Here is a 17,247-nt window from a genome sequence, read left to right as displayed (position 1 = left end):
GCTTCTAGCCTCACAGCAGAACCTCAGCCCGATCTGACAGGACCCCCGTGAACCCTTCCATGTCCCGAGTCCTCGGCGTCACCGCCGCCGTGGGCGGCCTCGTCGCCCTGAGCCTGGCAGGCGTCACCGCGGCGACCGCCGAACCCGCCACCGGTTCCTTCACCGGGTCCGACGCCTCCGCGGCAGCGGCCCCCGCCCTCGACCGCTACCAGGGCGCCGACCGTTTCGCGACGGCCGCCGACATCGCCGGCCGGGCCTACCCGGACGGTGCCGGCACGGTCATCATCGCGAACGGCGTGCAGTTCCCCGACGCGCTGAGCGCCGCTCCGGCCGCCGCGCTGATCGAGGCGCCGCTCCTGCTGACGGCTCCGAACGCCCTCCCGTCGTCGGTGGCCGACCGCCTCGTCGCCCTCAAGCCGCGGAACGTGGTCGTCATCGGTGGCGTCAACGCCGTGTCGCCCGCCGTCGCCACCCAGATCGGCAAGATCACCGGGGCGACGGTCGATCGCGTCCAGGGCGCCGACCGTTACGCGACCTCGCGGGCCGTCGTCGACGCGTTCTTCGCCGAGACCGGCGTCTACCGCGCCTTCGTCACCTCGGGCCTGAACTTCCCCGACGCCGTCAGCGCCAGTGCCGCCGCCGGTGCCGGCAGCACCGACTCGACCGGTGCGCCGGACGCGGTCGTGCTCGTCCCCGGGACCGCCGACGGGGTCGACCAGCCCACGTCGGACCTGTTCGAATCGCTCGGCGTCGAGTCCGTCGCCGTCGTGGGTGGCCCCGCGGTCATCTCGGACGGCATCGTCTCCGATCTCGACGCGCAGTTCCCGGGCGAGGTCGCCCTGCTTGCCGGCCAGGACCGCTACGAGACCTCGGCCTTCGTGTCGTTCTTCGCCTTCAGCGACGCGACGGGCGACGTCCCCCGTACCGACGACTCGGGCACCGTGTACCTCGCCTCCGGGCAGAACTTCCCGGACGCCCTCGCGATCGCCGCGGTCGCCGGTGCCGAGAAGTCGCCCGTGCTCCTCACCGCGCCCGGCTGCACGAACTACTACGCCGAGGACCTCATCGCGGGCCTCGCGTCCGAGAAGGTCGTCACGATCGGTGGCACGGCCGCCGTCTCCGAGAACGCGGCCGCGTTGAACTACTGCCCGGGCCCGCCGCGCACCTGACCCGCGCCGTCGGTACCCTCGCACGATGATCGCCATCGTGCTCGCCGCGCTCCTCTGGGGCACGACGGGCACGGTGGCGTCTTCTCTTCCCGGCGACGTCGGCCCGCTCGCCACGGGCGCCGCGACGATGTGCGTCGGCGGCCTGCTGCTGGCGCTCACGGCCCCCCGCGCCACGCGCGCCGCCCTGCGAGGTGGCCCGGCGGCGTGGCGCTGGCTCGTGCCGGGGGCACTGGGCGTCGTGGTCTACCCGCTGGCGTTCTACTCGTCCATGTCGCTCGCCGGCGTCGCCGTGGGCAACGTGGTCTCGCTCGGGACGGCGCCCGTCTTCGCGGCGCTGCTCGAACGCCTGCTCGACCCGCCCGGCCGGCGGCGTCCCCTCGAGCCCCGCTGGGTGGCGAGTGCGGCACTGGCCGTCGTGGGCGTCGGAGTGCTCGCGGCGACCGGGCAGCACGGTCAGGCGGGCACGGCGGCGTCCCCCGGGTCCGCCCCGCTCGGCATCGCACTGGGCGTCCTCGCGGGTCTCGCCTACGCGACGTACACCTACACCGCGGCTCGGCTCATGGCCGAGGGTCACCCGTCGCGCGGGGCCGTGTCGGCCCAGTTCGGCCTCGGTGCGGTGCTCCTGCTGCCGGTGTTGCTGGCGACCGGGGGTCCGATGCTGCAGTCGGGCGCCTCCGTGGGGGCGACGGCCTACCTCGCGATCGGGCCGATGTTCGTCGCCTACCTCCTCTTCGGCCACGGCCTGCGCACGGTGTCGAGTTCTCGGGCGACGACCGTGACGTTGCTCGAACCGTTCGTCGCGACCCTGCTGGCGGTGCTCGTGGTGGGCGAGCGGCTCGAGCCGCCGGGCTGGATCGGCCTCGCCCTCGTGCTGGCGGGTGTCGTCTCGATCGTGCTGACGAGACCCGTCCGCCCCTCCCGTCCCGAGGCGCTCGCCACCTAGAGTGGAGCCTCGACGATCGTGTCGCGGCCCCGTCCCGGCACGACCGGCCCGCTCCGGCGGGCCCGCCTCATCACGAAGGAGTGACATGAGCGACACCATCACCGCACCCGCCCCGGCCGCCTCCGACGGTCCCGAGATCCACAAGGGCCTGGCCGGCGTCACGGTCGACCGGACGGCGGTCTCGAAGGTCGACGCGGCCAGCAACTCGCTGCTCTACCGCGGCTACCCGGTGCAGCAGCTCGCCGCCGAGCGGGACGTCGAGGACGTCGCCTGGCTGCTGCTGCACGGCGACCTGCCGACCGTCGACGAGCGACGCGACTTCGACGCCGAGCTGCGCTCGCACCGCACGCTGGCCCCCGGGCTGCAGCACCTCATCGACCTGATCCCCACCTCGGCGCACCCCATGGACGTCGTCCGCACCGCGGTGAGCGCCATCGGCGCCGCCCGGCCCGAACCCACGACGGGTGCGGGCGCCTACGACGTCGCCGACACGCGTCGACTCGCCACGCACCTCTTCGCCGTGCTGCCCGCCGTGATCGCCTACGACCAGCGGCGCCGCCACGACCTGCCGCCGGTTCCGCCGCGGGACGACCTCGGCTACAGCGCCGACTTCCTGCACCAGGTGTTCGACCGCGAGCCCGACCCGCTCGACGTGGACGCGTTCGACACCTCGATGACGCTCTACGCCGAGCACTCGTTCAACGCCTCCACCTTCACGGCCCGGGTCGTCGCCTCGACGCTGTCCGACCTGCACTCCTCGATCGTCGGCGCGATCGGGGCGCTCAAGGGCCCGCTGCACGGCGGCGCCAACGAGGCCGCGCTCGAGCTGCTCGACCGGGTCGGCCCCGCCGACGGGGCCGTGGCCTGGCTCGACGAGGCGTTCGCGCGCAAGGAGAAGATCATGGGATTCGGGCACCGGGTCTACAAGAACGGCGACAGCCGGGTTCCCACGATGGAGGACGCCCTCGGCCGTCTGGTCGACCGGGCCCGCGAGCGGGGCGACGACCGGGTCGACGGGCTCAAGGAGACCTACGACGTCGTCGCCGCGACGGTGTTCGAGCGCAAGGGCCTGAAGCCCAACGTCGACTACCCGTCCGGGCTGGCGTACCACCTGATGGGGTTCGAGACGCCGGTCTTCACGCCGCTGTTCGTCGCGTCGCGGGTCCTCGGCTGGAGCGCCCACGTCATCGAGCAGCGCGAGGCCAACTCGCTCATCCGCCCCTTGAGCGAGTACGACGGCGCACCCCTGAGGGACGTCCCCGCGCGCTGACGCCTACCGTGGCCCGCATGCCGAACCAGCTGCGAGACGCCGTCAGCCCCTACCTCAGGTCGCACGCCGACAACCCCGTCGAGTGGCGTGCCTGGGGGACGGGGCCGTTCGCCGAGGCCGTCGAGCGGGACGTGCCCGTGATGGTGTCGATCGGCTACTCGACCTGCCACTGGTGCCACGTGATGGCGCGCGAGAGCTTCTCCGACCCCGAGGTCGCTGCCCAGCTCTCGGCGGGCTTCGTCTCGGTCAAGGTCGACCGCGAGGAGCACCCCGACGTCGACTCCAGCTACCTGGCCGCCGCCTCGGCCTTCACCGAGGGGCTCGGCTGGCCGCTGACCGTCTTCGTCACGCCCGAGGGTCGGCCGTTCTACGCCGGCACGTACTTCCCGCCGGTGCCCGTGCAGGGTCGGCCGTCGTTCCGACAGGTGCTCGACGCCGTCACCGACGCCTGGACCACCAGGCGGTCCGAGGTCGACGCGACCGCGTCGGCGGTGCAGGAGGCGCTGGCTGCGGGGCCCGCGTCGGTCACCGGCACCGCGCCTCCTGGTCCCGGTGCCGGGGTCGCCCTGCCGGGACGGCCCGAGCTCGCCCACGCCGTCGCCCGGCTCGTCGCCCACGAGGACCGCGAGCACGGCGGCTTCGGCGGGGCCCCGAAGTTCCCGACGGCGCCGGCCCAGCTGGCGCTGCTCGCCCTCGGCGCGGGAGGGGACGACGGCGCGCTCGAACTCGTGTCGCGGACGCTCGCCCGCATGGCCGCGTCGCCGCTGCGCGACCCGGTCGAGGGCGGGTTCTTCCGGTACGCGGTCCGACGCGACTGGTCAGAACCCCACTACGAGCGCATGCTATACGACAACGCCCAGCTGCTGCTGGCCTACTCGCGGCTCTCGGTGCTCGACCCGGCCCCGGCCCCGGGCCCCGCGCCGACGTCGGCAACTCAGGAGATCGGCTCGGATCCGGCCCGGGTCGCCGCCGGGGTCGCCGATTTCCTGAGTTCCCGACTGCGCACGGCCGACGGGGCCTTCGGCTCGGCGCAGGACAGCGAGAGCACGATCGACGGCGTCCGTGACGAGGGCGGCTACTACCGGAGGGACGCCGCGGGCCGCGCGGCCCTCGACCCGCCGCCCGTCGACGACAAGGTGCTCACCGGCTGGAACGGCCTCGCGATCGCGGCGCTCGCCGAGGCGGGGTCACGGCACGGCCGCCCCGACTGGGTGCGCACCGCCCGCGGCGCGGCCGACCTGCTGCTCTCGCGTCACGTGACCGACGATGGTCGTCTGCTGCGCGCCTCCGTCGGGTCGACCGTGTCGGACGCCGTGGCGACCCTCGAGGACCACGGCCTGTTCGCGTCCGGCCTGCTGGCCCTCTCGCTCGCGACGGGCGAGGCCCGGTACGCCGTCGCCGCGCGGTCGTTCGTCGACGCCTGCCTGCTCGACGACGCCGACCCGCGGGTCGTCGCGGCCCCGTCGGGTGGCGACCCCGTGCTGGTCTCGCAGGGCGTTGCCCTGTCGAGCGACCCGAGCGAGGGTGCCTACCCGTCGGGACGCAGTGCGGTCGCGGCGGCCGCGCTCACCCTCCACCAGCTCACCGGGGAGGCGCGCTACCGGTCGGTGGCCGGACGGCTCGTCGCCGAGGTGGCCGGTTCGGCCCTCGACAACCCGCTCGCGTACGGTGCCGCCTTCGGGCTGCTCGTCGAGCTCGAGGCCCCGCTGACGCAGCTGGTCGTGGTCGAGCCGTCCCCGACGGACCGCGCCGACGACGGCCTCGCCCGGCGGGCACGGAGCGTCGTCCGCCCGGGCAGCGTCGTCGCCGTGCTGGACGAGGAGGCGCTGGTCGCCTTCGAGCACGCGGGCTTCGAGTTGTTCGCGGGTCGCTCGGCCCCCGGGCGCGTCCCCACCGCGTACCTCTGCCGCGACTTCGTCTGCCGACTGCCGGTCACGACCGTGGGCGACCTCGACGGACTGCTGCTCGAGGGGTGACGACACGACCGCGTCGATCTCCCAGGCACCGGCGACGCACCGGGTAGGGGCGCCAGGCGGGGGCGCCCGGCGGGTGAACCGTGCGGGGCGCCGGGCGGGGGCGTCAGGCGGCGGCGGGCACGAGCGGTGCGGCCGGGTCGGCGACCCACTCGGCGAGCGAACCGTCGTACACCGCGACGTCCGAGCGGCCGAGGACGGCGAAGGCGAGGGCGTCGACGCTGGCCGACACACCCGAGGCGCAGTAGACGACCGTGCGCGGTTCGTCGGGCACGACGGCGAGGCGGTCGCGGAGGACCGGGTCGCGGGCGAGCGTGCCGTCGTCGGCGAGGAGCGTCTCGGCCGGTACGTTGACGCTGCCGGGGATGTGCCCGGCGCGGGTGAACGGGCTCGACGTGCCGTCGAACTCGTCGCGGGGCGAACCGGAGACGAGCGCCGCTCTCTCGTCGCCCGCCACCACGGACTCGACGAAGGCCTTGTCGACCCAGTGGTCGGGACGTTCGGTCGCGACGAACGGGGCGGGCGTCGGCAGGACGTCGCCGAGGTCGTACGGCTTGCCCTGCGCGAGCCACTGCGACCACCCGCCGTCGAGCACCGCCACGGCGTCGTGCCCGTAGGCGCGGAACAGCCACCACAGGCGGGACGCCCAGCGGCCGTCGACCGTGTCGTACACGACGACCGTGCTGTCGTTCGAGACGCCCAGCGCGGCCGCCGCGGCCTGGAAACGGTCGACCCCGGGCCGGGTGAAGGGCAGGTCGGAGCCGGGGTCGCTGAAGTCGACGAGCAGGTCGGCGAGGACCGCCCCGGGGACGTGACCGTCTCGCTCGAACCCGTCGCGGCCCGTGGTGAGGGCCGCCGGGCCGTCGCCACGACCCGGGCCGACGCCGCGACCCGGATCGACGTCGAGGTCGACGTCGAGATCGAGGTCGACGAGCACCGTCGCGTCGACGATCGTCAGGTCGTCGGCGCCGAGGTGGTCGGCCAACCACTGTGTCGAGACGACGGGTGAGGTGAGGACGGGTGCCATGCGGGCCACGGTAACGCCGACCGGTGACATCGGACCCTGAGTCCGCAATGAAGCGTCACAACGTGTGCGCCTCGACGAACGGGGAAACCGCGACCCGCCCCGACGGTCGTGTCAGCGACCGGCCTTCTTCGCGGTGATGACGCCGGTGTCGAAGCCCATCAGGTTGAGCCCGCCGTTGAACCGGGCGTGCTCGACCTTCATGCAGCGGTCCATGACGACGGTGAGCCCCTGTTCTTCGCCGTACCGGGCGGCCTCCTCGTCGTAGATGCCGAGCTGGACCCAGATCGTCTTCGCGCCGATCGCGAGCACGTCGTCGACGACCGATCGGATGTCGGAGGCCTTGCGGAACACGTCGACGACGTCGGGCACCTCGGGCAGCGAGGCCAGGTCGGGGTAGGCCTTCTGGCCGAGGATGGTGTCGGCTCGGGGGTTGACGAAGTAGACGCGGAGGTCGGTCGACTGCTGCAGGTAGGTGCCCACGAACGAGCTCGACCGGCTCGGGTTGGGCGAGGCACCGACGACGGCGACGCTCTTCGCCGAGCGCAGGATGGCCTGGCGCTCGCGGGCCGTGGGGCCGACCCACGTCCGCTGCGACTTGAGCAGCTTGGCCAGGGGAGACGACGCGGGCAGCTCGCAGGTCAGCCCGTTGGTCAGCTGCGTGGTGACGGTGTCGGTCACGTCGGGTCACTCGCCTTTCGTCGCCGCGGCCAGCGCCTGGTCGAGGTCGTGGATGATGTCGTCGGGGTCTTCGATGCCGACGCTGATGCGCACCGAGCCAGGCAGCACCCCCGCGTCGACGAGCTGCTGCTCGCTGAGCTGGGCGTGGGTGGTCGAGCCCGGGTGGATGACGAGCGTCTTCGCGTCGCCGATGTTGGCGAGGTGGCTGGCGAGCTCGACCGACTCGATGAAGGTCTTGCCGGCCGGACGACCGCCCTTCAGCTCGAACGTGAAGACCGAGCCGGGGCCCTTCGGCAGGTACTTCGCCGCGCGCTCGTGGTGCGGGTGCCCGGGCAGGCCGGCCCAGCGAACGCGCTCGATGCGCGGGTCGGCGTCGAGCCACTCGGCGACCTGGCGGGCGTTGTCGACGTGGGCCTGCATGCGGAACGGCAGGGTCTCGACCCCCTGGGCGAGCAGGAAAGCCGAGTGGGGAGCGAGGGCCGGGCCGATGTCGCGCAGCTGCTCGGCGCGCAACCGGGTGAGGAAGGCGTACTCGCCGAAGTTGCCGGACCAGTTGAGCCCGCCGTAGCTCGGCACGGGCTGGTCGAAGAGCGGGAACCGCTCGCTGTCCCAGTCGAAGCGGCCGGACTCGACGACGACGCCGCCGAGCGTGGTGCCGTGACCGCCGAGGAACTTCGTGGCCGAGTGCACGACGACGTCGGCACCCCACTCGATCGGACGGTTGAGGTAGGGCGTGGCGATGGTCGAGTCGACGATCAGGGGCAGGCCGTGCGAGTGGGCCACGTCGGCCAGGCCCTCGAGGTCGGCGACCTCGCCGGACGGGTTCGCGACCGTCTCGACGAAGACCAGCTTCGTCTCGGGACGGATGGCGGCGGCGTAGTCCGCCGGGTCGGAGGACTGCACGAAGGTCGTCTCGACGCCGAAGCGACGCAGGGTGACGTCGAGCTGCGTGATCGACCCGCCGTAGAGGTTCGCGCTCGCGACGATGTGGTCGCCCGCGCCGGCCAGCGAGGCGAACGTGACGAACTGGGCGCTGAGGCCGCTCGCCGTCGCGACGGCGCCGAGCCCGCCCTCGAGGCTGGCGACGCGCTCCTCGAAGGAGGCGGTGGTCGGGTTGGCGAGGCGGCTGTAGATGTTGCCGTACTTCTGCAGGGCGAACCGCGCCGCGGCGTCGTCGGTGTCGTCGAACACGAAGGCGCTGGTCTGGTAGATGGGCAGCGCCCGTGCCCCCGTCGCCGCGTCCGGGATGTTGCCCGCGTGGATCGCCCGCGTGCGGAAGCCGTACTCACGATCTGCCATGCCCCCACGCTAGCCGCTGGTCGTCACGCGGGGACCCGGGACGTCACACGGCGGAACACGGCCGACCCGCGCCTCCTGCGGGGGAGGAGCCGTCGGTCGGCGGACGGCGGCTCCGACGCCTACTTCCAGCTGGGGATCCAGTAGTGCAGCCGGATGAACTCCCAGTCCTCCAGCTGCGCCGTCCACAGGGGGTAGAAGAAGACGGACACGGCGACGGCGACCACGACGACGATCGCCGTGACGCCGATGCCGCTCAGCCGCCGGGACCGGTCGTCGGTGCGTCGGCCGAGGACGATGCCGAGCACCGCGGCCAGGCCGAGCACGAGGTAGGGCTCGAAGGCGATCGTGTAGAACTGGAACACAGTCCGGTCGGTGAACGCCAGCCACGGCAGGTAGGCCGCCGCGACGCCGACGAGGATCGCCCCGTACCGCCACTCGCGGTACCGCGCGACGCGGTAGACGAGGTAGAGGCAGGCCGCGACCGCCGCGTACCAGATCAACGGGTTCGCGACCGAGGTGATCGCCTCGCCGCACCGGGCCACGTCGCAGCCGCCCTGGCCCTCGTCGAACCCCTGGTAGTACATGCTCGTCGGTCGCAGCATCAGCAGCCAGGTGAGCGGGTTCGCCTGGTAGGCGTGCGGGGTGTGCAGGCCGACGTTGAACCCGTAGACGCCCGCCTGGTAGTGCCAGAAGTTCTGCACCACGTCGGGCACCCACGCCAGGGCTCCCGTCCACCGCGTGCCGCCGTCCTCGACCCAGCTGCGGTAGTAGCCGCCCGACGTCGCGAACCAGCCGGTCCAGCTCGCCAGGTAGGCCACCACGGCGACGGGCACGGTCAGCACGAAGCTCACCGGTGCCTGCCTGAACAGGGTGCCCGACAGCCAGAACTCCACGCCGGCCCGGCGGCGCGCCACCATGTCGACGACCACCGTGTAGACCGCGAAGAACGCCAGGAAGTACAGGCCGTTCCACTTCACGGCCGTCGCCAGCCCGCACAGCAGGCCGGCCGTCACCAGCCAGGGACGCGCCCACAGGGCGGGGCCCCAGGCGATGTCGCGACCGGCACCGCGCCTCCTCGCCCGCCAGGCCTCGAGCCGGCGGGCGCTCTGCCGGCGGTCGAGCAGCACCGCCCCGAAGGCCAGCAGGCCGAAGAACATGACGAAGTTGTCGAGCAGGGCCACCCGGGACATGACGATCGCGTGCCCGTCGATCGCCAGGAAGAACCCCGCCAGCGTGCCGAGCAGCGTCGATCGCAGCAGCAACGACCCGATGACGGCGACCAGGGCGACCGCGAGGATGCCCACGACGGCCGTGCTGATGCGCCAACTCGCCGGGTTCTCGGGACCGACCGCCGCCATGCCGAGGCCGATAAGCCACTTGCCGAGGGGCGGGTGCGCCACGAACGACGGTGCCGCGAGGAACCCGCCGACCCCGCCCGCGGCGAAGGTCGGGTCGTAGTCGGCCGGCCACGACCCCTCGTAGCTGAGGTTGAACAACGACCAGGCGTCCTTGACGTAGTACGTCTCGTCGAACACGAGGGTCGCGGGGGAGTTCAGGTGCCACAGGCGCAGCACCGCGGCCAGCAGCGTGACCGCGAGCGGGCCCGCCCAGGCCCAGACGCGCCTCCTGACCGGGGTGCGCAGCACGCGCCCCCACCAGGCGTCGAGCCGGGTCGGGGGAGCCTCGCGGGCGTGGGCCGCGGTCGCGTCGTCGACCGGGGTGCCGACGGGCGGGACGGTCACCCGGTCGGTGAGCGGGTCGGCCGACGCGAGGCCCGGCTCGCCCGCCGTCGGACGGGCAGGAGGCGCGGTGCCGGCCTCGACGAGCGCGTCGAATTCGCGCTCGGGCCCGGTCGTCATCGGGCCATCGTAAGTGGGCGGTCCGGGACCGGGGGACAATGGGCGGGTGATCGTGCTCGCCGCCACCCCCATCGGAAACCTCGGCGACGCCAGCCGTCGCCTGATCGAGACGCTGTCGAACGCCGAGGTCGTCGCCGCGGAGGACACGCGCACGGCGATCCACCTGATGCGCGCCCTGGGCGTCGAGAACCGCCCCCGCCTCATCGCCCTGCACGAGCACAACGAGCGCGAGAAGGCGGGCGAGATCGTCGAGCTGGCCCGCGCCTCCGACGTGGTCGTGCTCACCGACGCCGGCATGCCCGCCATCAGCGACCCCGGGTTCCCGCTCGTCGAGGCCGCCGCGGCCGCGGGCGTCACCGTCACGGCGATCCCCGGCCCGTCCGCGGTGCTCACCGCGCTCGCCGTGTCGGGACTGCCCACCGACCGCTTCAGCTTCGAAGGCTTCCTGCCGCGCAAGCAGGGCGACCGTCTGCGCGTGCTGGGGGCGCTCGCCGACGAACGCCGCACCATGGTGTTCTTCGAGTCGCCCCACCGCCTGGCCGACTCGCTCGGCGACCTGGTCACCGCTCTCGGGGCCACGCGCCGCGTGGTCGTCTGCCGTGAGCTGACGAAGCTGCACGAAGAGGTGCGCCGCGGCAGCGCGGCCGAGCTCGCCGAGTGGGCGGCCGAGGGCGTCCGGGGCGAGATCTGCATCGTGGTCGAGGGCGCCCCCGAACGCGTCGTCGACCTGGCCGCCGGGCTCGCGCAGGTGCAGGCCCTGGTCGCCGACGGCACCCGCCTCAAAGAGGCCACCGCCGACGTGGCCGCCGCCACGGGTCTGTCGAGGCGCGACCTCTACCAGGCCGCCCTCGCCGCCCGCCCGCCCCGCGCGTAGGGCGTGGCGTACCCCGCCCAGCCCGGCGGGTGCAAGCTCGGAGGAGGCGCGTGCCCGGAGGAGGCGCGGCCCACCACGAGCAGGAGGTACGACATGAAGGCGGTCCGTTTCGAGCAGTACGGCGACATCGACGAGCTGAAGGTCGAACAGGTGGCGAAGCCCGAGGCGGGTGCCGGCCAGGTCGTGGTCGCCGTCAAGGCGGCGGGCCTGAACCCCGGTGAGGCGGCGATCCGCGCCGGACTGATGCACGACGCGTTCCCCGCGGCGTTCCCGTCGGGGCAGGGGACCGACTTCGCCGGCGTGGTCGACGAGGTCGGTGCGGGGGTCGACGAGTGGACCGTCGGTGACGAGGTCGTCGGGTGGGCCAACCGGTCGTCGCACGCCGAGTTCGTCGTCGTCGACCACGACGAACTCGTGGCGAAGCCCGAGAACGTGGCGTGGGAGGTCGCGGGCAGCATCAGCGTGACCGGACCCACCGCCTACGCCGCGCTGCGTGCCGTGCAGGCCACCGAGGGCGACACGATCGTCGTCTCGGCCGCGGCCGGCGGCGTCGGCGTGATGGTGTCGCAGCTCGCCGTCCTCGGCGGGCTCACCGTGATCGGCACCGCGAGCGAGCGCAACCACGACTTCCTGCGGCAGCTCGGCGTCACGCCCGTGGAGTACGGCGACGGCGTCGTCGACCGCATCCGTGAGGCCGCCCCCCAGGGCGTGGACGCGTTCGTGGACTGCTTCGGCCAGGGCAACGTCGGGTACGCCCTCGAGCTCGGCGTCGCGCCGCAGCGCATCGACACGATCATCGACTTCGCGGCCGTCGAGCAGCACGGCATCAAGGCCGAGGGCAGCGCCCAGGCGACGTCGCAGGCCGTGCTGTCCGAGCTGCTCGAGCTGATCTCGACCAACAAGATCATGGTGCCGATCGACGGGATCTTCCCCCTCGACGACGTCAAGGACGCCTACCGCGACCTCGAGGACGGCCACGCCCGGGGCAAGTACGTGCTCGGCATGGACGTCGTCGAGTACCCGGGCGAGCACGCCGGCGAGCGGGCGGGTTCCGACGACCGCACCGAGGAGCACGACGCGACCTGACCGGTCGACGCGACCCGCGCCTCCTCGTCCCCGGCGGCGGACGCAGGAGGCGCGGGTCGCGTCATCACGTCGGTGCCCCCACCTAAGATGGTCCCCATGCCCGCCGGCGACTCCTTCTTCATCGCAACGCCCATCTTCTACGTCAACGACGTGCCGCACATCGGTCACGCCTACACCGAGGTCGCAGCCGACGTGCTCGCCCGGTGGCACCGTCAGCGGGGTGACGACGCCTGGCTGCTGACTGGCACCGACGAGCACGGTCAGAAGATCCTGCGCACGGCCACGAGCCACGGCGTGACCCCGCAGGAGTGGGCCGACAAGCTCGTCACCGAGTCCTGGAAGCCCCTGCTCGAGACCGTCGACATCGCCAACGACGACTTCATCCGCACGACCGACGCCCGCCACGAGGCCGGCGTGCAGAAGTTCCTGCAGAAGCTCTACGACGACGGCTTCATCTACCAGGGCGAGTTCGAGGGCTTCTACTGCGTCGGCTGCGAAGAGTACAAGCAGCCGAGCGACCTGGTGCCCGGCACCGGCGCCTACGAGGGCGAGCAGGTCTGCGCGATCCACAGCATCCCGGTCGAGGTGCTGCAAGAGAGCAACTACTTCTTCCGCATGAGCGACTTCGAGCAGCGACTGCTCGACCTCTACGAGGCCCAGCCCGACTTCGTGCAGCCCGACTCGGTGCGCAACGAGGTCGTCTCGTTCGTCAAGCAGGGTCTGCGCGACCTGTCGATCTCGCGACAGAGCTTCGACTGGGGCGTCAAGGTGCCCTGGGACGAGAAGCACGTCGTCTACGTGTGGTTCGACGCCCTGCTCAACTACGTCACGGCCATCGGCTACGGCGTCGACGACGACGAGTTCCGGCGTCGCTGGCCGGCCGTGCAGCTCGTCGGCAAGGACATCGTGAGGTTCCACGCCGTCATCTGGCCCGCGATGCTCATGGCGGCCGGGCTGCCCGTCCCCAAGAACGTCTTCGGCCACGGCTGGCTGCTGGTCGGTGGCGAGAAGATGTCGAAGTCGAAGCTCACGGGCATCGCCCCTCAGCAGATCACCGACGTCTTCGGTGCCGACGCGTTCCGGTACTACTTCATGCGCGCCATCACCTTCGGTCAGGACGGCAACTTCAGCTGGGAAGACATCGCGGCCCGCTACCAGGCCGAGTTGGCCAACGGGTTCGGCAACCTGGCCTCACGCGTCGTGGCCATGATCACCCGCTACTTCGACGGCACCGTGCCCGTCGCCGGCGACCTCACCGAGGCCGACCTGGCCGTCCGCGAGACCGAACTGCGGGTCACGGCCGAGGCCGACGCGGCGATCGACCGGTTCGCCATCAACGAGGCGCTCGCGTCCATCTGGCAACTGGTCGACCAGCTGAACGGGTACATCACCGAGCAAGAGCCCTGGGCCATCGCGAAGGACGAGTCGCAGCGCGAGCGCCTGGCGACGGTCCTCGCCACCGCGCTGCGGGGTCTCGGCACCCTCACCGTGCTGCTGTCGCCGTTCATCCCGACGGCCACGCGCACCCTGTGGCAGTCGATCGGGCAGGGCGAGCTGACCAGCCAGCCCGTCGATCGTGCGGCCGAGTGGTCGAGCGCTCCCGACGTCCAGCCGCTCGCCGCCGGTCTCTTCCCGCGCATCGAACAGCCCGAGCCCGCGGCATGAGCGACGACACGTCCGGTGGCGGCGGCGCGACCTCCGGGCCGGCCGACGGAGTCCCGGCGACGCACGTCCGCCACCGCTCGTCGGGCGCGGACGGCCAGAAGCGCGACCTGACCTACCCCGCGCCTCCCCAGCCCCTCGTCGTGCCGGTCTACGACAACCACACGCACCTCGAGATCGCCGACGGCGTCGGAGACGACGGCGACGGCCCCCTCGACTACCGCGAGCACCTCGACCGGGCCTCGTCCGTGGGCGTGCGCGGCGTGGTGCAGGTCGGCACCGACCTCGAGACGTCCCGCTGGTCGGCCGAGATCGCCAGCCGCGAGCCCCGGGTGCTCGCCGCCGTCGCCATCCACCCGAACGAGGCCCCGGCCCTCGCGGCCGCGGGCACCCTCGACGAGGCGCTGTCCGAACTGGACGGGCTCGCCGCGAGGCCGCGCGTGCGCGCCGTCGGCGAGACCGGGCTCGACTTCTTCCGCACCGGCGACGACGGTCGGGCGGCCCAGCTCGAGGCGTTCCGCGGCCACATCGAGATCGCCAAGCGCCACGGCCTGGCCCTGCAGATCCACGACCGCGACGCCCACGACGACGTGGTCGACCTGCTGCTCGAGGTGGGCGCTCCCGAACGCACCGTCTTCCACTGCTTCAGCGGCGGGCCCGAGCTGGCGAGCATCCTCGCCGAGAACGGCTGGTACGCGTCCTTCGCCGGCACGGTGACGTTCAAGAACGCCCAGCCCCTGCGCGACGCCCTCGTGCAGTTGCCGCGCAACCTGATCATGGTCGAGACCGACGCGCCCTACCTGACGCCGGTGCCCTACCGCGGTCGCCCCAACGCGCCGTACCTGATCCCCTTCACGCTGCGGTCGATGGCCGAGACGATCGGCACCGACGTGTCCATGCTCGCGGCCCAGATCTCGTCGACGACCGAACTGGTCTACGGCAGCTGGGACAGCGAGCCCGTGACGGTCGAGGGCTGATGTCGCGCGCCACCCTGCTCGGCCCCGCCGAGATCCGTGACCTCGCCGACCTCCTCGGCGTGCAGCCGACCAAGAAGCTCGGGCAGAACTTCGTCCACGACGCCAACACCGTGCGTCGCATCGTCGCCGCGTCGGGTGTCTCGGCGGGCATGACCGTCGTCGAGATCGGCCCCGGGCTCGGCTCCCTGACCCTCGGCCTGCTCGAGGCGGGTGCCAAGGTCGTGGCCGTCGAGATCGACAAGCGCCTCGCCGAACAGCTGCCGAAGACCGTCGCGCAGCTGCAGCCGGCGGCCGACCTCACCGTCGTCGTCGACGACGCCCTGCGCGTGACGACCCTGCCCGACGAACCCACCCACCTCGTGGCGAACCTGCCGTACAACGTCAGCGTGCCGGTGCTCCTGCACTTCCTCGAGCACTTCGGCGGGCTCGAGCACGGGCTCGTCATGGTGCAGTCCGAGGTCGGTCTGCGCCTGGCCGCCGAGCCCGGCTCGAAGGTCTACGGCGGCCCGAGCATCAAGGCGGCGTGGTACGGCGAGTTCCGGGCCGCGGGCCAGGTCAGCCGCCAGGTGTTCTGGCCCGTGCCGAACGTCGACAGCATCCTCGTCGCGTTCGACCGCAAGCCGGCCCGCGGCAGCGAGCTCGAGCGTCGGGCGACCTTCGCCCTCGTCGATGCCGCGTTCCAGCAGCGACGCAAGATGCTGCGCCAGTCGCTGTCCTCCCTCTACGGGTCGTCCGCCGCCGCCTCCGAGGCTCTCGAGCGTGCCGGACTCGCCCCGACCCAGCGGGGAGAGCAGCTCACCGTCGACGACTTCCTCGCCGTGGCCCGGGTCAGCGACGTCGACGCCCTCGCCGGGGCGTCCGTCGCCGCCGTGCTGCACGCCGACGAGGGCGAGGCCGGCTGAGCCGTGCCCCGACGCAAGAACGGCCCCGACGGCGCGCCGTCCGGCAGGGCCAGGGGCAGGGACGGTGGCGGTGACGAGCGCGGGCACGGTGAGCAGCGGCTCAGTGACGCCCGGCTCGGGTCGGGCACCGGACGCGGTGCGGCCGAGTGGTTCGCACGGCTCGACGCCGCGGGGGCGGCGCGACTGTCCCACGAGCAGATCTCGCGCCTCCTGGTCGACGAGTTCGAGGTCGTGCCGTGGTGGGCCGAAGGGATCACGGTGCGCTACGAACAAGAACGCGGCGTCGAGCCGCCGGGGCGTCAGCCCGACGGCAGCTACGCGGTCACCGTCGGCCGCAGCCTGAGGGGTGCACCGCTCGAACTGTTCGACCTCGCCGTCGACCGGTTCGCCCGGTACGCCGGCGGTCCGCCCGAGGTCGTCGCCCGGTCCGCGACGCGTCCGACCGCCGACTGGACCCTCGCGCACGGGGACACGCTGCGCCTCCAGGTGGTGTCGACCGCCGGTCCGAAGTGCTCGGTGTCGTTGACGCAGGGCAGCCTGCGCCTGCCCGAACGGGTGCAGCCCGTGAAAGAGGGGTTGACGCGGGCGTTCGGCGTCATGAGTGATCGCCAGAACTGACTAGGTTGGACGCATGACGTCCGTGGCCGCCCCGACCGTGGTCCACACGCGTGCGCCGGGCAAGATCAACGTCTTCCTCGCCGTCGGTGACCTGCAGGACGACGGTTATCACGACCTCGCGACCGCCTACCAGGCCGTCTCCCTCTACGAGGACGTGCGCGCGCGTCGCGCCGACGACTTCACGGTCAGCGTCACGGGTGGCCCGTCCATCGACGTGTCGGGCGTGCCGACCGACGGGTCCAACCTGGCGATCAAGGCCGCCCGCCTGCTGGCCGAGACGACCGGCTACACGGGCGGCGTCGCCCTGACCGTCGACAAGGCGGTGCCCGTGGCCGGCGGCATGGGGGGCGGATCGGCCGACGCCGCCGCGACGCTGCTCGCGTGCGACACGCTCTGGGGAACCGGCGTCGGTCGTGACGAACTCCTGCGGCTCTCGGCCCGACTCGGTGCCGACGTCCCGTTCGCCTTCGCCGGGGGCACCGCGATCGGTACCGGTCGCGGCGACGAGCTCAGCCCGGCCCTGGCGAAGGGGCAGTTCCAGTGGGTCCTGGCCGTGGCCGACGTCGGCCTCTCGACGCCGCGCGTCTACGACGAACTCGACGCGCACCGTCTGCGGCACCAGGGCGAGATCCGCTCGGTGCGGCACCCCGTCGTCGACGCCGGCGTCCTGCAGGCACTCCGGGCGGGCGACCCGGGCATGCTCGCGGACGCCATGCACAACGACCTCCAGGCGCCCGCCCTGCACCTCCAGCCGGGCCTGGCCGACGTCCTCGAGCTCGGTGAGGGCAACGGGGCCCTCGCGGGCATCGTGTCGGGCTCCGGCCCGACGGTGGCGTTCCTCGCACCCGACCTCGACGGCGCTCTCGAGCTGCAGATCGCGCTGAGCGCAGCCCGTCTCACGGTCGTCCGC

Annotated in this window: 15 protein-coding genes; 11 read left to right on the top strand and 4 right to left on the bottom strand. The window is 72.7% G+C overall.

Annotated elements, in window-relative coordinates:
• Positions 1-59: 59 nt before the first annotated feature.
• The 4 genes from ASL10_RS13770 to ASL10_RS13755 all read left to right on the top strand — a co-directional run bounded on the left by ASL10_RS13770 (position 60) and on the right by ASL10_RS13755 (position 5,358).
• Positions 60-1,169, top strand: a complete 1,110-nt coding sequence (locus ASL10_RS13770) for a cell wall-binding repeat-containing protein (RefSeq protein WP_056048923.1) — start codon at positions 60-62, stop codon at positions 1,167-1,169.
• 25 nt (positions 1,170-1,194) lie between these two features.
• Positions 1,195-2,112: a DMT family transporter gene (locus ASL10_RS13765; protein WP_056048920.1), complete on the top strand. Its 918-nt coding sequence runs from the start codon at positions 1,195-1,197 to the stop codon at positions 2,110-2,112.
• A gap of 85 nt (positions 2,113-2,197) precedes the next feature.
• On the top strand, positions 2,198-3,382 hold the full coding sequence (locus tag ASL10_RS13760) for a bifunctional 2-methylcitrate synthase/citrate synthase (RefSeq protein WP_056048917.1): 1,185 nt from the start codon (positions 2,198-2,200) through the stop codon (positions 3,380-3,382).
• A 17-nt stretch (positions 3,383-3,399) separates the two neighbouring features.
• Positions 3,400-5,358, top strand: a complete 1,959-nt coding sequence (locus ASL10_RS13755; protein ID WP_056049300.1) for a thioredoxin domain-containing protein — start codon at positions 3,400-3,402, stop codon at positions 5,356-5,358.
• Positions 5,359-5,461: 103 nt separating this feature from the next.
• On the opposite strand, the gene ASL10_RS13750 is transcribed toward ASL10_RS13755, so the two are convergent.
• The 4 genes from ASL10_RS13750 to ASL10_RS13735 form a co-directional block, all read right to left on the bottom strand.
• Positions 5,462-6,382, bottom strand: a complete 921-nt coding sequence (locus ASL10_RS13750) for a sulfurtransferase (RefSeq protein WP_056048914.1) — start codon at positions 6,380-6,382, stop codon at positions 5,462-5,464.
• Positions 6,383-6,493: 111 nt separating this feature from the next.
• Entirely contained in the window at positions 6,494-7,060 is a 567-nt protein-coding gene (locus ASL10_RS13745; RefSeq protein ID WP_056048910.1) for a CoA-binding protein, read from the bottom strand.
• A gap of 6 nt (positions 7,061-7,066) precedes the next feature.
• Positions 7,067-8,359, bottom strand: coding sequence for an O-acetylhomoserine aminocarboxypropyltransferase/cysteine synthase family protein (locus ASL10_RS13740; protein ID WP_056048907.1), 1,293 nt, complete (start codon positions 8,357-8,359; stop codon positions 7,067-7,069).
• Positions 8,360-8,478: 119 nt separating this feature from the next.
• Positions 8,479-10,218 (bottom strand): dolichyl-phosphate-mannose--protein mannosyltransferase, encoded by a 1,740-nt coding sequence (locus ASL10_RS13735; RefSeq protein ID WP_082460598.1) that lies wholly within the window; start codon positions 10,216-10,218, stop codon positions 8,479-8,481.
• A gap of 46 nt (positions 10,219-10,264) precedes the next feature.
• Between ASL10_RS13735 and rsmI the strand changes: the two genes are divergently transcribed.
• The 7 genes from rsmI to ASL10_RS13700 all read left to right on the top strand — a co-directional run.
• On the top strand, positions 10,265-11,092 hold the full coding sequence (rsmI, locus tag ASL10_RS13730) for a 16S rRNA (cytidine(1402)-2'-O)-methyltransferase (protein ID WP_056048904.1): 828 nt from the start codon (positions 10,265-10,267) through the stop codon (positions 11,090-11,092).
• 93 nt (positions 11,093-11,185) lie between these two features.
• Positions 11,186-12,178: an NADP-dependent oxidoreductase gene (locus ASL10_RS13725; RefSeq protein ID WP_082460597.1), complete on the top strand. Its 993-nt coding sequence runs from the start codon at positions 11,186-11,188 to the stop codon at positions 12,176-12,178.
• Between the two features lie 96 nt (positions 12,179-12,274).
• Positions 12,275-13,843 (top strand): methionine--tRNA ligase, encoded by a 1,569-nt coding sequence (gene metG, locus ASL10_RS13720; RefSeq protein WP_056049295.1) that lies wholly within the window; start codon positions 12,275-12,277, stop codon positions 13,841-13,843.
• The gene (locus ASL10_RS13715) at positions 13,840-14,817 is read left to right on the top strand and encodes a TatD family hydrolase (protein ID WP_082460596.1); all 978 of its coding nucleotides are present in this window, start codon (positions 13,840-13,842) and stop codon (positions 14,815-14,817) included. The genes metG and ASL10_RS13715 overlap by 4 nt, the downstream gene beginning before the upstream one ends.
• Positions 14,817-15,719 (top strand): 16S rRNA (adenine(1518)-N(6)/adenine(1519)-N(6))-dimethyltransferase RsmA, encoded by a 903-nt coding sequence (gene rsmA / locus ASL10_RS13710; RefSeq protein ID WP_056048901.1) that lies wholly within the window; start codon positions 14,817-14,819, stop codon positions 15,717-15,719. The genes ASL10_RS13715 and rsmA overlap by 1 nt, the downstream gene beginning before the upstream one ends.
• Positions 15,720-15,722: 3 nt before the next feature.
• Positions 15,723-16,337, top strand: coding sequence for a hypothetical protein (locus ASL10_RS13705; RefSeq protein ID WP_056048896.1), 615 nt, complete (start codon positions 15,723-15,725; stop codon positions 16,335-16,337).
• Positions 16,338-16,350: 13 nt separating this feature from the next.
• Positions 16,351-17,247: 4-(cytidine 5'-diphospho)-2-C-methyl-D-erythritol kinase (locus ASL10_RS13700; RefSeq protein WP_056049289.1), on the top strand; the 897-nt coding region annotated here is incomplete at its 3' end.

The organism is Frigoribacterium sp. Leaf8 (genome assembly GCF_001421165.1).
GTDB lineage: Bacteria > Actinomycetota > Actinomycetes > Actinomycetales > Microbacteriaceae > Frigoribacterium.
This window is presented reverse-complemented; position numbering and strand designations above follow the sequence as displayed.

Coding starts and splice junctions, on each gene's coding strand:
- ASL10_RS13770 (WP_056048923.1), top strand. CDS start 60: ATGTCCCGAGTCCTCGGCGTCACCGCCGCCGTGGGCGGCCTCGTCGCC.
- ASL10_RS13765 (WP_056048920.1), top strand. CDS start 1,195: ATGATCGCCATCGTGCTCGCCGCGCTCCTCTGGGGCACGACGGGCACG.
- ASL10_RS13760 (WP_056048917.1), top strand. CDS start 2,198: ATGAGCGACACCATCACCGCACCCGCCCCGGCCGCCTCCGACGGTCCC.
- ASL10_RS13755 (WP_056049300.1), top strand. CDS start 3,400: ATGCCGAACCAGCTGCGAGACGCCGTCAGCCCCTACCTCAGGTCGCAC.
- ASL10_RS13750 (WP_056048914.1), bottom strand. CDS start 6,382: ATGGCACCCGTCCTCACCTCACCCGTCGTCTCGACACAGTGGTTGGCC.
- ASL10_RS13740 (WP_056048907.1), bottom strand. CDS start 8,359: ATGGCAGATCGTGAGTACGGCTTCCGCACGCGGGCGATCCACGCGGGC.
- ASL10_RS13735 (WP_082460598.1), bottom strand. CDS start 10,218: ATGACGACCGGGCCCGAGCGCGAATTCGACGCGCTCGTCGAGGCCGGC.
- ASL10_RS13725 (WP_082460597.1), top strand. CDS start 11,186: ATGAAGGCGGTCCGTTTCGAGCAGTACGGCGACATCGACGAGCTGAAG.
- metG (WP_056049295.1), top strand. CDS start 12,275: ATGCCCGCCGGCGACTCCTTCTTCATCGCAACGCCCATCTTCTACGTC.
- ASL10_RS13715 (WP_082460596.1), top strand. CDS start 13,840: ATGAGCGACGACACGTCCGGTGGCGGCGGCGCGACCTCCGGGCCGGCC.
- rsmA (WP_056048901.1), top strand. CDS start 14,817: ATGTCGCGCGCCACCCTGCTCGGCCCCGCCGAGATCCGTGACCTCGCC.